Below are 12,562 nucleotides of genomic sequence, written 5' to 3'. Positions count from 1 at the left end.
ATCGCACAACGCGTGCTCGTGGCGTGTACGGGGGTCGCGCCATGAGCACGCGCCTGCGCGCTATCGCACAACAGACCGAGGAAATCGTCGCAGCGGGGGCGTACCGCGCGTCCGACGGGCGCGAGGTACCGATCGCCGCCGCGGTCGAGGCCGCCCGGGCCGGGACGCGGATGTACGGGCCAGAACCGGTGGAGGCACCGCCGTCCGCCCCCGTCGATACTGTGTTCGAGGTTACGGGCGAGAGCAGCCTGGAGGCCGCCCGAAGGATCGCCGGGCAGAGCGGCCCTGTCGCGGTCCTGAACTTCTCCTCGGCACGCAACCCCGGCGGCGGCTACCTGAACGGCGCGCAGGCCCAGGAAGAGGCTCTGTGCCGGGCCTCCGCGCTGTACACGTGCCTGCTGCGGGCCCGGGAGTTCTACGACCACCACCGCGCCCACCGCGACCCGTTCTACACGGACCGTGTCATCCACTCGCCCGCCGTGCCCGTCTTCCGCGACGACCGCGGCCGGCTCCTCGACGAGCCGTACGAGGCCGGATTCCTGACCGCCGCGGCACCCAACGCGGGAGTCGTCCTGCGCACCGTCCCGGAGCGCGCGGCCGAACTCCCGCGCGCCCTCGCCGTACGCGCCGAGCGAGTCCTGGAGACGGCCGCGGCCCAGGGCTACCGGCGGTTGGTGCTCGGCGCGTGGGGTTGCGGGGTGTTCCAGAACGATCCGGTGCAGGTGGCCGCGGCGTTCAAGGGCCTGCTGGTCAAGGGCCGCTTCGAGGGCCACTTCGACCACGTCGTGTTCGGCATCCTGGACCGCACCGCGGGTCAGTCAACGCGCAACGCATTCGACCAGGCGTTCGCATCCGTGGCAAGGGCCCGCTGAAGCGCCCCGCTCTGAGACTCGCAGTTGGCCGCAGGGCAGCGACCGCGTCGAGTGTGCTGGTGCCGGTTTTGGGTCAGAGCAGAGCTGTCGTCAGCAGAGCGATCGCGGGCGGAAGTCCCTGGCCCAGGGCGCCGCGCCACAAACGCGGGAAGGAGGCCAGGAAGAGGACCGCGGAGGCGATCAGGAACGCGCACAAGTAGACGATCAGCGTGCGACCGACGGTGATGTCGCCGGTGTGGAGGGCAACGACGCCGGCGATGAGCCCCAGACCGAGGAGGACGTTGTAGGCAGCGACACCTGAGCGCCACAGGGTGACTTCAGGTGCGTCAGCGGTGGAGGTCGTGAGGAAGACGCGGACCGTGGGGCGCTCGTAGAAGAACCGCTCCAGCGTTCCGACGACGATGTGGGTGAGCGCCGCGATGAGGGCGAAGACCTGGGTCACGAGGTTCACGGTTCGGAGTGTCCGGCTCTGCCCGGAGACCGGCAAGAGCATGCGCCAACTCCGGTGCGCCCTGCACGTTGAACGGCGACATGGCCACATGACGGGGTGTGGCCGTGCCTGCGTGGTGTGTCAGCCGGACGCCGTAGTGGGCAGCCACAGTCCGGCGTACGGTCGCAGCGGGGGCCGGGCGCTGCTAGCTTGCGGCCGTGGATCTCTTCTTACGCTCTTGGACAGCGTTGCGCACAGCGGTCGCCGAACTCCCGGACGAGGACTTCGCGAAGCCGTCCGGCTGCACCGGCTGGCTCGTGCGGGACCTGGTGTGCCACCTGATCATCGACGCTCAGGACGTCCTGATCACCCTCGTCACCCCCGCCGAAACGGAACCGACCCGGGACGCGGTGACCTACTGGGACATCGTCGAAGCCCCGACCGGCGACGACCCGCTCGACGCTCTGATCGTCCGCCTGGCCACCGCGTACGAAGAGCCGCGGCTGCTCAAGTTCCACCTCGACGACGTCGGTTCCGCCGCCGGCCGCGCCGCCGAACTCGCGGATCCCGCGGGCCGGGTCGGCACCCGCGACCAGGTGCTCACCGCGGGCGACTACCTCTGCGCGTACGTCCTGGAATGGACGCTGCACCACCTCGACCTGATCGCGCACCTCCCTGACGCGGCGGAGCCGCCCACCGAGGGGCTCGCGCGGTCACGCGAGCTGCTGGAGAAGATCGCCGGTGCGGCGTTTCCCCCGTCGTTCTGCGACAAGGACGCGCTGCTGATCGGCACCGGACGGCGCGCCCCGGCCGAAGCGGAGAAGGCCGAACTGGGTGAGTTGGCCGCGAAACTCCCGCTCGTCCTCGGCTGATCGGTCCGTCGGATGATCGTCTGCCCGAACGGGACCTTCGGCACGGGCAAGACGTGCCGTACGTGACCGCGGTTGTCAGTTCCCCGGGCGAACTCACCTCGGCCAACCACGACGCTTGGCGTGGCCAACTGAGCGGTTGTGGCCGCGCTTCCGTGAGGGATCGACTCGATGAGGTATGGCCCGACGGTGCATCAGCCGTAGCGGTCACGGAAAGCATGGCCACAACCCGCTGGTTGGCCGGTTTGGCCAACTGGCGTGCTTTATCAGGGGGCTGCGAAAGGGATACCGGAACGCGCTGGTCAGCCAACGGTGCAGGCCGCTGAGCGTTGCTACGGGACGAGCAGACCGATGCGCCGTAGCCACGCCGTGATGTCGGCATCGGCGTCCTGGACCTTCTCCCCGCGCACCGCGAGGCCGTCCGCGATGGTCGCGCCGGGGCAGGAGGCGGCGTAGTCGCGTGCGGTGGTGCCGAGACCGCTCATGGCGTGGGTCGTGAAGGGGACGACGGTCTTGCCGCGGAAGTCGAGGTTTTCGGTGAACGTCGTCATGATCATCGGTGCTCGGACGTTCCAGATGGGGCTACCCAGCAGCACCGTGTCGTATCCGTCGAGGAAGGGCAGGCGGCCCTGTATGGCCGGCCGGGCGTCGGCATCCTGCTCACGGACGTTGCGCTGGACGGTCGCGTCGTACTCGTCCGGGTAGGGATCGGCGGCCTGAATGCGGTGGACGTCGCAGGCGATGCGGCTGCTGATCTTCCGGGCCAGCGCTTCGGTGTTGCCCACCTTCAGGTGGGTGCGGCGGCCGAAGTGGTAGTTCTCGCCCGGCCGGGAGAAGTAGGCCAGCAGGACCGACCTCCCGCTCATGTCGGCCCTGGCACTGGGCTCTGCTGTTTCGGTCGCCTGGTCTGGCGAGGACGGGGAGCAGCCCGTCAGGTGGATTCCGGTCAAGGCCGTGGCTCCGGTCAGGAGGGTGCCGCGCAGGAGCGTGCGTCGCCGTAGTGCGGCATTCGTGTCGTGCCGAGGGTGCACGATGGAACCTTTCGAGGTGAGCCGGGCTGGGGTGTGACGCCGGAGCGGATGTCCTGTGCTCTCGCGCCGTGACATCCGCGTCCGCTCTGCTGGGTGCGTCGGCCGGCTCAGGCGTCCAGGCGTCGTTGGGCGAGCCAGGTGACGATCGCCGGGTCGTGGTGGTCGAAGAACAGCGACGCTCCGGTGTCCAGGGTGGCGATGGCGGTCATCTGGTCGTCGGTGAGTTCGAAGTCGAAGATGTCGATGTTCTCCGCCATGCGTTCGGCGCGGACCGACTTGGGGATCGCGACGACGCCGCGCTGCGTGAGCCAGCGCAGCACCACCTGGGCCACGGACTTTCCGTACTCGGCGCCGATCTCGCTCAGTAGCGGGTTGGTGAAGAGGTTGTTCTTGCCCTCGGCGAAGCCACCCCAGGACTGGATCTGGACCCCGTGCTCGCGCATGAGTTCCTGGTCGGCGGCGCGCTGGAAGAACGGGTGGGTCTCGATCTGGTTGACCGCGGGCGTGATCTCATTGTTGACGATGAGGTCGACGAGCCGGTCGGAATAGAAGTTGGCGACGCCGATCGCCTTGGCGAGCCCTGCGCGGTTGAGGTCCTCCATGGCGCGCCACTGGCCGTACACGTCGCCGTAGGGCTGGTGCATCAGATACAGGTCGAGGTAGTCCAGGCCGAGCTTGGTCAGCGACGTCTCGAAGGCGCGCTTCGTGTTCTCCTGCGCGGGTGCGTCCTGGACCCACAGCTTGGTGGTGACAAACAGCTCCTGGCGCGGGATGCCGCTGGTCTTGATGGCGCGGCCGACGGCCTCCTCGTTGCCATAGGCGGCGGCGGTGTCGAGCAGCCGGTAGCCGGCCGCGAGGGCCTCGGTGACGGCCCGCTCGGTCTGCTCCGGCGGGATCTGGTAGACGCCGAAGCCGAGGATCGGCATGTCGACGCCGTTGTTCAGGGTGACGGTCTGCATGGCATTTTCCTTTTCGTGCAGAGAGAGGGCTGTCGGGCGCTGCCCGGGAAGGGCGACAGTGCACGGGGCCCTGCTCACAGGGGTGATGAGGGTCTTGCTGATGTGGCGGTCGTTATGGCCTGGTAGGCGTCGGTCCGTCGATGTCCTCGGCGAATACCTGCTTCGCCACGGTGATAGCGGACATTGCCCGCGGCCATCCTGCGGAGAAGGCCAGGTGCACGATGGCCTCGACCAGTTCGGTTTCGCGGAGAAGTCAGGGGCGGACGAGGACCTTCAGGGCCTCGCGGTCGTTCATGGCCCGGTAGGCCTCGGGCACCTCGTCGAGGCCGACGGTGCGGTCGAACACCTTGCCGGGTTCGATGGTGCCGGAGAGCACGTCGGGCAGCAGCTCGGGGATGTAGGCCCGCGCGGGCGCGACGCCACCGCTGAGGTTGACGTTCTTCAGGAACAGCCCGAAGCCCATGGTGAACTCCTCGTACTGCGGCGCCCCGACGCGCGAGACGGTGCCGCCAGGGCGGGTGACCGCGAACGCGGTGTCCAGGGCGTCGCGGGTACCCACGCACTCCAGCACCGCGTGCGTCCCGTCGCCGCCGGTGAGTTCCTGCACCGCGGCGATGCCCTCCTCGCCGCGGGCGGCGACCACGTCGGTGGCGCCGAACTCGCGGCCGAGGTCGGTGCGGGCGGTGTGCCGACCCATGAGGATGATCCGCTCGGCTCCCAGGCGCTTGGCAGCGATGACGGCGGACAGGCCGACCGCGCCGTCGCCAATGACGGTGACGGTGCTGCCCTGGCGCACGCCGGCGGTGACGGCGCAGTGGTGCCCGGTGCACATCACGTCCGACAGCGACAGCAGTGAGGGGATGAGGGCGGAGTCCTCCTCCACGGGCAGCGGCACCAGCGTCCCGGCGGCCTGCGGCACCCGCACGGCCTCGCCCTGACCGCCGTCGAGGTCGTGACCCCAGGTGCCGCCGTGGCGGCAGGAGGTCTGCAGTCCTTCACGGCAGAAGTCGCAGGTGTTGTCGGACCACACGAACGGGGCGACGACGAGCTGGCCGCGCTGCAGCCCGCTCACCTGCGAGCCGGTTTCCTCGATCACGCCGAGGAACTCATGTCCCATCCGGCGGCCGCTGCTGGAGGCGGGCAGGGACTTGTAGGGCCACAGGTCGCTGCCGCACACGCAGCCCGCCACGACGCGCACGATCGCGTCCGTGGGCTGCTGGATCGTCGGGTCGGGAACCTCCTCGACGCGGACGTCGCCGGCGCCGTACATGACAGTGGCCTTCATTGCTGTTGCTCCTCGGTGTGTCGGTGTGTTGGTGTGCTGGATCGGGATCTGCTGCTGACCGCCGGGGCGGCGCGCTGCCGCCGGGCAGACCTACGGAAGGGGTCAGCGGTTGATCCACCGCTGCATGTGCTCGGGGTAGCGCTCCCCGCGGACGTCAACCCGGTCGGCTGCCTCGGCGATCTCCTTCAGGTCCTCGGGGGTGAGTTCGACGTCGACCGCGCCGGTGTTCTCGTGCAGGCGATGGATCTTCGTGGTGCCGGGGATCGGCGCGATCGAGGGGTGCTGGGCCAGCAGCCAGGCCAGCGCAATCTGCGCGGTGGTGGCGCCCTTGCGTGCGGCCACAGCCGACAGCAGGTCGACGAGAGCCTGGTTGGCGGTGCGGGCCTGCTCGGTGAACCGGGGGAGGCTGCCTCGCAGGTCGGAGTCGCTGAAGGACGTGGTGCTGGTGATGGCACCGGTCAGGAAGCCCTTGCCCAGCGGGCTGAAGGGGACGAACCCGATGCCCAGTTCGAGCAGCGTGGGCAGGATCCGCTCTTCGGGCTCGCGCCACCACAGGGAGTACTCGCTTTGCAGCGCCGTGACCGGCTGCACGGCGTGGGCGCGTCGGATGGTGTCCACCCCGGCCTCGGACAGACCGAAGTGCTTGACCTTGCCGGCCTCGATGAGCTCCTTCACCGCCCCGGCGACCTCTTCGATCGGCACGTGGGGGTCGACGCGATGCTGGTAGAGCAGGTCGATACTGTCCACGTCCAACCGGCGCAGGGAGTCCTCGACGGTTGCCTGGATGTGCTCGGGGCGGCTGTCCAGACCGGTGGATCGGCCGCCGTCGATGGAGAAGCCGAACTTGGTGGCGATGACGACCTCCTCGCGCACCGGCGCCAGAGCCTGCCCGACGAGTTCCTCGTTGGTGAACGGGCCGTACACCTGGGCGGTGTCGAAGAAGGTGATGCCACGGTCGACGGCGGCGCGGATGAGAGCGACGCCGTCCTGGTGGCCGACTGCCGGGCCGTAGCCGTGGCTGAGCCCCATGCAGCCCAGTCCGACCGCGGAGACCTCCAGTCCGCTGCTGCCGAGCGTGCGCTTAATCAAAACTCTTCTCCTCACGACGTGCGGGATGTGGTCCCAGGGCGGACCTTGGTGTGCGGCCTCTGGTGGGGCTCAGTCCACGCGGACGCCGCCGATCCGGGTCACCCACTCCGGGTCGCGGTGGTCGAAGGCGACGCTGACGCCGGTGTCCATCGCGGCGATACGGCTCATCTCCTCGTCGGTGAGCTCGAAGTCGAAGACGTCGAGGTTCTCTTCCATGCGCTCGGGCCGCACGGACTTGGGGATGACCACGACGCCGCGCTGGATGAGCCAGCGCAGCGCCACCTGGGCGACGGACTTGCCATGTGCCTCGCCGATGCCGCTGAGGGTAGGGTCGCTGAAAATGTTGTTGCGGCCTTCGGCGAGCGGCCCCCAGGACTCGATCTGCACGCCCCGCTCAGCCATGAGCGACTGGTAGTCCGCGCGCTGGAAGAACGGGTGCGTCTCCACCTGGTTGACCGCCGGGGTGATCTCGTTGTTCTCGACGAGGTCGACCAAGCGGTCCGGGTAGAAGTTGGACACCCCGATCGCCTTGATCAGCCCCTGGCGGTGCAGGTCCTGCATGGCCCGCCAGGAGCTGTAGTAGTCCCCGTACGGCTGGTGGATCAGGTACAGATCCAGGTAGTCCAGGCCCAGGCGCTTGAGCGACGCGTCGAAGGCCCGCTTGGTGCCGTCCTCACCGCCGTCGTGCACCCACAGCTTGGTGGTGACGAACAGCTCGCTTCGGGCAATGCCGCTGGCCTTGATGGCGCGGCCCACCGCCTCCTCGTTGCCGTAGACGGCGGCGGTGTCCAGGTGGCGGTACCCGGCGGCCAGGGCGTCGGTGACGACCTGCTCGGTCTGCTCGGCGGGCACCTGGAAAACGCCGAACCCGAGGATCGGCATCTGTACGCCGTTGTTCAGAGTGACCTGAGGGATCTTGGTGAACATGGTGAAGCATTCCTTCGTAGTTGCACGTGTCGTCATCGCACGTGTCGTCGTTGCCTGCCGTCTGCGGACGGTGAGCCAGTGCTCGGGCGGCAGGCGGGGGCCATGCGTCGCAGGCGCATGCTGAATGGGACCGACGAGGATCGGTATGGGCTCGTCAGGTGCAGGGCGTGCGGCGGCCTGGTCGACCCGGCCGGCCTGCGGGGAGCCCGGATTCCCCGACCGCTAGGACTGGCGCTGCTCCTGCTCGTCCTGCTCCTGCTGGGCGAGGGCGGCAGCTTCCTGCTGGGCGAGGGTGGCGGCCCAGCTGGCGAGCAAATCGAGCGCCTGCTGCGAGCTCGACCCCGGCTCGGCGGTGAAGATGAACAGCATCAGGCCGGGATCGGAGGGCAGCTCCAGCCCTTCGTAGGACAGGTCCACGTCACCGACCACCGGATGGTGCAGCCGCTTGATCCCGCTGCGGTGAAGACGCACATCATGCGCGGCCCACAGCGTGCGGAACTCCTCACTGCGGGTGCACAGCTCCCCGATGAGGCCGGTCAGCGCCTTGTCGTAGGGGTTCTTGCCGGCCTGGGCGCGGAGCACCGCCACGATGTCGCGGGCCGTGCCGTCCCAGTCGCGGTAGAAGTCGACAGCCCGCGGGTTCAGGAAACGGAACCGCGCATGGCTGACCGGCCGGGCAGGATCGTCGAACAGAGGCGAGAGCAGCGCCCGGCCCAGACGATTGCTCGCCACAATGTCGCCGTGGCCGTTGCTCACCCAAGCGGGTGACAGCTGTCCGTCGAGGATCTGCTGAATGCCCGGACGCACCCGCCGCGCCGCCGGACGGCGCCGCACAGCCCCGCCAGCGTTGGCCGCTCGCGCCAGATCGAACAGGTGTGCCCTCTCGGCCTCGTCCAGCTGCAACGCACGGGCGACAGCATCCAGCACGCTCTCGGAGACGCCACGCAGGCTACCGCGCTCCAGCTGGGTGTAGTACTCCACCGAAACCCCGGCCAGCTCAGCCACCTCGCCACGGCGAAGGCCCGGAACCCGGCGCTTGCCACCATGCGTGGCAAGACCCGCCTGCTCGGGAGTGACCTTGCCACGGCGGGAGACCAGGAACTCTCGTACCTCGCTGCGGTTGTCCATGACCTCCACGGTACGAACCTGCCCCCGACCCTGGGAGATGCTGCCAGCACCCCCCTCAGCAGCCCCCCGGGCTGTTGCACCCGGCTGCGCACTCTCATGCCGCCGACCCAGCAGCGTCGCCCCTGCCCGTCTCGCGGGCACCCGAAGAGTGCTGGAGCGAGTCAGACGACCGGGCCTACACCCGCAAGGAACACTTCCGCGTCACGGTCGCGCGACTTGTCCATGCCCAGGAGACCCCGCCCGCCCACCCGCCTGAGAAGAAGGCCGGGATCGTGCGTCGGGCCTTCGGCGGTGGACGGTAGCGGACTCGTGGGTGGTCGAATGGTCCCTCGAACTTGATCGTCCGCAGAGGGAAAGGCCGGACGCGAGGGCGGCCTTCGCTCGATCCTGTGCTTCGGCCAAGGAACGCACGGAACCAGAACGAAGGCCGTGGGAGTGAGCGCGTGCCGCGGCTGGAGGGGCAACGGGATTCGTTCTTGGGAAGCGTCACGCTTTCGCGACGGCTTCTACGCGTGCCTGACCGCACGACGTGACGAACTGTTCGAGCTGACCGACGCGTTGCTGCGCGCGGACGGCCCGGTGGCCGCCCCGGTGGACCTGACGCTGGGGGCCGGGCACCGGCGCGGGCCCGGCGCGATGTACGAGGCGCTGAACCGCGGGTGGATCGCCGCGGACGGGCTGCGGCGGCTGCCCGCGAGTGTGCCGCAGCCCGAAGCCGCGGACGGGCGGCCCGTCCTGGCCGCCGATGTGACCAACTGGCTCCGGTCGGACGCGCCGTGCAGCGCGGAGCGGCTGTTCTGCCCTGAGTACGGCCGCAGCCGGGACCAGCACCTGATCGTCCCCGGATGGCCCTACTCCTGCGTTGCCACCCTTGAGTCGGGCCGCACCTCCTGGTGCCAGCTGCTGGACGCCCTCCGTCTCGGGCCCGAGGACGACGTCGCCGAGGTCACCGCCCGCCAGGTCCGCCGGGTCGTCGCGGCCCTGGTCGCCGCGGGCCGCTGGTGTGAGGGCGATTGGAGCGTGCGGGCATCGCTGCCAAATCCCGTTGAGATGCTGCCGTGCGTTGGGGAGAGTCTGTGGGCATGGAGTTCTTCTGCTACCACCGCGACCGGCCCGGCTCGGTCGCGTTGCGCAACAAACTGCTGGAAGAGCACTGGTCGTACATGGACCGGTACGCGGCGGAGATGATTGCTCGCGGCCCGACCTTCGCCAGTGACGGCGAAACGCCCACCGGCAGCGTGCACATCGTCGACCTGCCGGATCCCGCTGCCGCCCGCGCGTTCGCCTTCAACGAGCCCAACTATCAGGCCGGCGCGTACCGGGACGTGCTGCTGCGCCGGTGGCGCAACATGCTGGGACGCACCATGTGGGACTTCCCTGGTGGCCGGACCGGAGGCAACCGGTATCTGGTGCTCGGCCTCGGCTCGGGGCACGCCGCCGACCTCATCGTGCCGCCCGACCGGGACGAGCTGATCGCGTACGGGCCGCTGCTGTCCGACGACGGCGCCACCTGGCTGGGTACGGCGGTGCTGCTCCGGGCCCCGGATCCGGACACGGCACGCACCGTCCTGACCCCGGACCGGTACGCCGACATCGAGGTCCACGACTGGCAGTTCGGCGGTCGGCCGTCATGAACCAAGGACGCACCACGCCGACGGTACCTGGCGGTTGACTGCGGGAGCGTTCCGCCGGGCTGGAACACTCAGTCACAGGGGCGCGAGGCTGTGACATATGCGGCTCCGCCGCGTGGGCGCGATCAGCCACACCGGATCCGCAGTGTCTTCACGGCCGTAGAAACGCGGAACTCACTGCCACCGGTACCGCTCCCGCAACCGGTGCACCACCAAATTGAACCGCATCCGGTCCAGCGCACACGCCTCCCGCCGCATCCCCTCCTCATGCAGCCGCAGCACGCGGTCAACGTCCACCCACGAGTCCCGCCCCGACCGGTCCCACGGACCGGAGCCGATCGGCACCCACTCCCGGTCACCGTCGTGCCGCTTGCTGGAGAGCTGCACGGCGAGGAAGGTACCGGCGGCCTCGCGGGCGACGACGAGCACCGGCCGGTCCTTGCCCCGCCCGTCGTTCTCCTCGAAGGGCACCCACGTCCAGACGATCTCGCCAGGGTCGGGGTCGCCGTCATGCGCGGGGGAGTACTCCGTCCGCACTCGCCCCACCTCGCGGGGCTCGGCCTCGGTGGTCGCGGTGGGCCCGTAGCGGCCGGGCACGTCTTCGTCGGTAAAGGCAGTCACGGGGGCCACGTTAGAGCCTGTACGGACGTCGGGCGCAGGGGGGTTCAACCCCCGTGCGCCCGACGCCTCACGCCTCACACGTCAGCGAGTCACCTCTGGTCCTTCTCCACCGGCACCTTCTCCGACCGCGGCGGTACGACCCCGTTGAGCCCGGCATTCGCGTTCTCCGCCGTCCCGTTCTGGTTCATCGATGCCAGCAACTGGCGTGCCAGACCCAGCCCCGTACCGCCCATGGTGAGCGCCTTGGCGAACATGTCCGACATACCGTCGGCGCCGTTGAGCAGGACCATGTGATCGACGTTGCCGAACGCGCTCGCGCCCGCCTGGACGATCTCCGGCCAGTTCTCGGCGAGTTGCTGGGCGACCACGGCCTCCTGGTTCTCGGCGAGGGCGGCGGCCCGCGCCTTGATGGCCTCGGCCTCCGCCAGACCCTGCGCGCGTGTCGCCTCGGCGGTCGCCAGACCCTTGGCCTGTGCGGCGGCGGCCTCGGCCTCACCGGTGGCGCGGGTCGCCGTCGCGGCGGCCGCACCGCGTGCCTTGGTCGCCTCGGCCTCGGCGTTGGCGGCCGTCTTGACCCGGGTCGCCTCGGCCGCGGCGGCGAGTTCGGTCTCCTTCGCCTTGGCTTGCGCCGAGGAGATACGCGCGTCACGCTCGGCCTCGGCCCGTGCGCGGATCTCGTACGCCTTCGCGTCCGCCGGCTTGCGGACGTCCGCCTGGAGCTGCTGCTCACGGCGGTGCGCCTCGAGTTCGGCGATACGTGTCTCCTGCACGACGACGTCCTGGCGGGCGGCGGCGTCAGCGAGCGGTCCGGCCTGCCGGGCCTTCGCCGCCGCCTTGTCGCGCTCGGCCTGGTAGCCGGCCTGCAGGATCTCGCTGTCCCGGGTGGCTTCCGACATCCGTGCCGCGGCCTTCTGTTCGGCCTCAGTAGCGAGACGGTTCGCCTCGGCCTGTGCGATGCGCGCGTCCCGCTGGACGGCGGCTGCGTGCGGCATGGCGAGGTTCTTGATGTACCCGGTCGGGTCCTCGATCTCGTGGATCTGCAGTGAGTCGACGATCAGACCGAGCTTCTCCATCTCCGTACCGCACGCGGCCCGCGTCTGTCCGGTCAGCTTCTCGCGGTCGCGGATCATGTCCTCGACGGTCAACCCGCCGACGATGGACCGCAGATGACCGGCGAACACGTTGTGCACCCGCTCCGCCATCAGCTTCTGCTGATCGAGGAAGCGGCGGCCCGCGTTGGCGATCGACACGAAGTCGTCGCCCACCTTGAAGATGACCACGCCGCGCACCTTGAGCGGGATGCCCTGGGCGGTCACGCAGTCCACGTGCAGCTCGGTCTCGTTGAGGTCGAGCGAGATCTTGCGCACCGCCTGCACACCCGGCAGCACCAGCGTGCCGCGCCCCGTCACGATGCGGAATCCCATGCCTTCTTCAAGGCCTTCGGTCCGATGCTTCGAACCGGAGATGATCAGTGCTTCGTTGGGCTCCGCGACGCGCCACATGAGCTTGAAGACCACAACGATGAAGATCAGTGCGAGGACAACCGCCCCCGCCACGACGCCGACAACCATCGGCATACGCCCCCTTTGCATGGTGCCCTATCGGCACCGAACGAACGGGAGTGTGCTCCTGAGCGAGGCCGGGGTACAGACGCTGACGGATCCTTGCCGCAATCTTGACGCGGACCGCTCTCACCTGGGGTGGAACCCGCACAGACGAG

At 69.4% G+C, this 12,562-nt stretch carries 12 protein-coding genes and 2 pseudogenes; 4 read left to right on the top strand and 10 right to left on the bottom strand.

The genetic code is table 11. The features are described 5' to 3' along the window. The first annotated feature begins 41 nt into the window (after window positions 1-41). On the top strand, window positions 42-872 hold the full coding sequence (locus tag ACFY0T_RS01235; RefSeq protein ID WP_388863599.1) for a TIGR02452 family protein: 831 nt from the start codon (window positions 42-44) through the stop codon (window positions 870-872). A 73-nt stretch (window positions 873-945) separates the two neighbouring features. On the opposite strand, the gene ACFY0T_RS01230 is transcribed toward ACFY0T_RS01235, so the two are convergent. After that, window positions 946-1,323: a DUF1304 domain-containing protein gene (locus ACFY0T_RS01230; protein ID WP_388863597.1), complete on the bottom strand. Its 378-nt coding sequence runs from the start codon at window positions 1,321-1,323 to the stop codon at window positions 946-948. 197 nt (window positions 1,324-1,520) lie between these two features. Between ACFY0T_RS01230 and ACFY0T_RS01225 the strand changes: the two genes are divergently transcribed. After that, window positions 1,521-2,174, top strand: a complete 654-nt coding sequence (locus ACFY0T_RS01225) for a maleylpyruvate isomerase N-terminal domain-containing protein (RefSeq protein WP_388863595.1) — start codon at window positions 1,521-1,523, stop codon at window positions 2,172-2,174. 329 nt (window positions 2,175-2,503) lie between these two features. Here the strand turns inward: ACFY0T_RS01225 and ACFY0T_RS01220 are convergent, their stop codons facing one another. The 7 genes and pseudogenes from ACFY0T_RS01220 to ACFY0T_RS01190 form a co-directional block, all read right to left on the bottom strand. Next, a complete protein-coding gene (locus ACFY0T_RS01220) occupies window positions 2,504-3,037 on the bottom strand; it encodes a flavodoxin (protein ID WP_388863593.1) in 534 nt (177 codons plus the stop codon). Between the two features lie 272 nt (window positions 3,038-3,309). After that, entirely contained in the window at window positions 3,310-4,161 is an 852-nt protein-coding gene (locus ACFY0T_RS01215) for an aldo/keto reductase (protein WP_388863591.1), read from the bottom strand. Window positions 4,162-4,273: 112 nt separating this feature from the next. After that, window positions 4,274-4,399, bottom strand: a pseudogene (locus tag ACFY0T_RS01210) (carboxymuconolactone decarboxylase family protein); the annotation flags it as partial. A 15-nt stretch (window positions 4,400-4,414) separates the two neighbouring features. Continuing rightward, complete coding sequence (locus ACFY0T_RS01205) at window positions 4,415-5,446, bottom strand: zinc-dependent alcohol dehydrogenase family protein (protein WP_388863589.1); 1,032 nt, start codon at window positions 5,444-5,446, stop codon at window positions 4,415-4,417. A 102-nt stretch (window positions 5,447-5,548) separates the two neighbouring features. Next, window positions 5,549-6,535, bottom strand: coding sequence for an aldo/keto reductase (locus tag ACFY0T_RS01200; RefSeq protein ID WP_388863587.1), 987 nt, complete (start codon window positions 6,533-6,535; stop codon window positions 5,549-5,551). Window positions 6,536-6,604: 69 nt separating this feature from the next. Continuing rightward, on the bottom strand, window positions 6,605-7,450 hold the full coding sequence (locus ACFY0T_RS01195; RefSeq protein WP_388864192.1) for an aldo/keto reductase: 846 nt from the start codon (window positions 7,448-7,450) through the stop codon (window positions 6,605-6,607). Between the two features lie 234 nt (window positions 7,451-7,684). Beyond that, a complete protein-coding gene (locus ACFY0T_RS01190; protein WP_388863585.1) occupies window positions 7,685-8,590 on the bottom strand; it encodes a helix-turn-helix transcriptional regulator in 906 nt (301 codons plus the stop codon). A gap of 435 nt (window positions 8,591-9,025) precedes the next feature. Here ACFY0T_RS01190 and ACFY0T_RS01185 point away from each other — a divergent pair. Together ACFY0T_RS01185 and ACFY0T_RS01180 are read left to right on the top strand one after the other, a co-directional pair. After that, window positions 9,026-9,604, top strand: a pseudogene (locus ACFY0T_RS01185) (transposase); the annotation flags it as partial. Window positions 9,605-9,672: 68 nt separating this feature from the next. After that, window positions 9,673-10,224, top strand: coding sequence for a YciI family protein (locus ACFY0T_RS01180; RefSeq protein WP_388863583.1), 552 nt, complete (start codon window positions 9,673-9,675; stop codon window positions 10,222-10,224). 171 nt (window positions 10,225-10,395) lie between these two features. Here the strand turns inward: ACFY0T_RS01180 and ACFY0T_RS01175 are convergent, their stop codons facing one another. After that, window positions 10,396-10,842, bottom strand: a complete 447-nt coding sequence (locus ACFY0T_RS01175; protein WP_388863581.1) for a type II toxin-antitoxin system PemK/MazF family toxin — start codon at window positions 10,840-10,842, stop codon at window positions 10,396-10,398. An 89-nt stretch (window positions 10,843-10,931) separates the two neighbouring features. Further along, complete coding sequence (locus ACFY0T_RS01170) at window positions 10,932-12,419, bottom strand: SPFH domain-containing protein (protein WP_388863579.1); 1,488 nt, start codon at window positions 12,417-12,419, stop codon at window positions 10,932-10,934. Window positions 12,420-12,562: the final 143 nt, after the last annotated feature.

The organism is Streptomyces sp. NPDC001530 (assembly GCF_042894545.1).
Classification (GTDB): domain Bacteria; phylum Actinomycetota; class Actinomycetes; order Streptomycetales; family Streptomycetaceae; genus Streptomyces.
The sequence above is the reverse complement of the archived record's forward strand: the minus strand, read 5'-3'. Positions and strand labels throughout refer to the sequence as shown.

Bases quoted from the DNA above. Each gene is read 5' to 3' on its own strand.
- ACFY0T_RS01235 (WP_388863599.1), top strand. From the start codon at position 42: ATGAGCACGCGCCTGCGCGCTATCGCACAACAGACCGAGGAAATCGTC.
- ACFY0T_RS01170 (WP_388863579.1), bottom strand. From the start codon at position 12,419: ATGCCGATGGTTGTCGGCGTCGTGGCGGGGGCGGTTGTCCTCGCACTG.
- ACFY0T_RS01215 (WP_388863591.1), bottom strand. From the start codon at position 4,161: ATGCAGACCGTCACCCTGAACAACGGCGTCGACATGCCGATCCTCGGC.
- ACFY0T_RS01220 (WP_388863593.1), bottom strand. From the start codon at position 3,037: ATGAGCGGGAGGTCGGTCCTGCTGGCCTACTTCTCCCGGCCGGGCGAG.
- ACFY0T_RS01180 (WP_388863583.1), top strand. From the start codon at position 9,673: ATGGAGTTCTTCTGCTACCACCGCGACCGGCCCGGCTCGGTCGCGTTG.
- ACFY0T_RS01205 (WP_388863589.1), bottom strand. From the start codon at position 5,446: ATGAAGGCCACTGTCATGTACGGCGCCGGCGACGTCCGCGTCGAGGAG.
- ACFY0T_RS01190 (WP_388863585.1), bottom strand. From the start codon at position 8,590: ATGGACAACCGCAGCGAGGTACGAGAGTTCCTGGTCTCCCGCCGTGGC.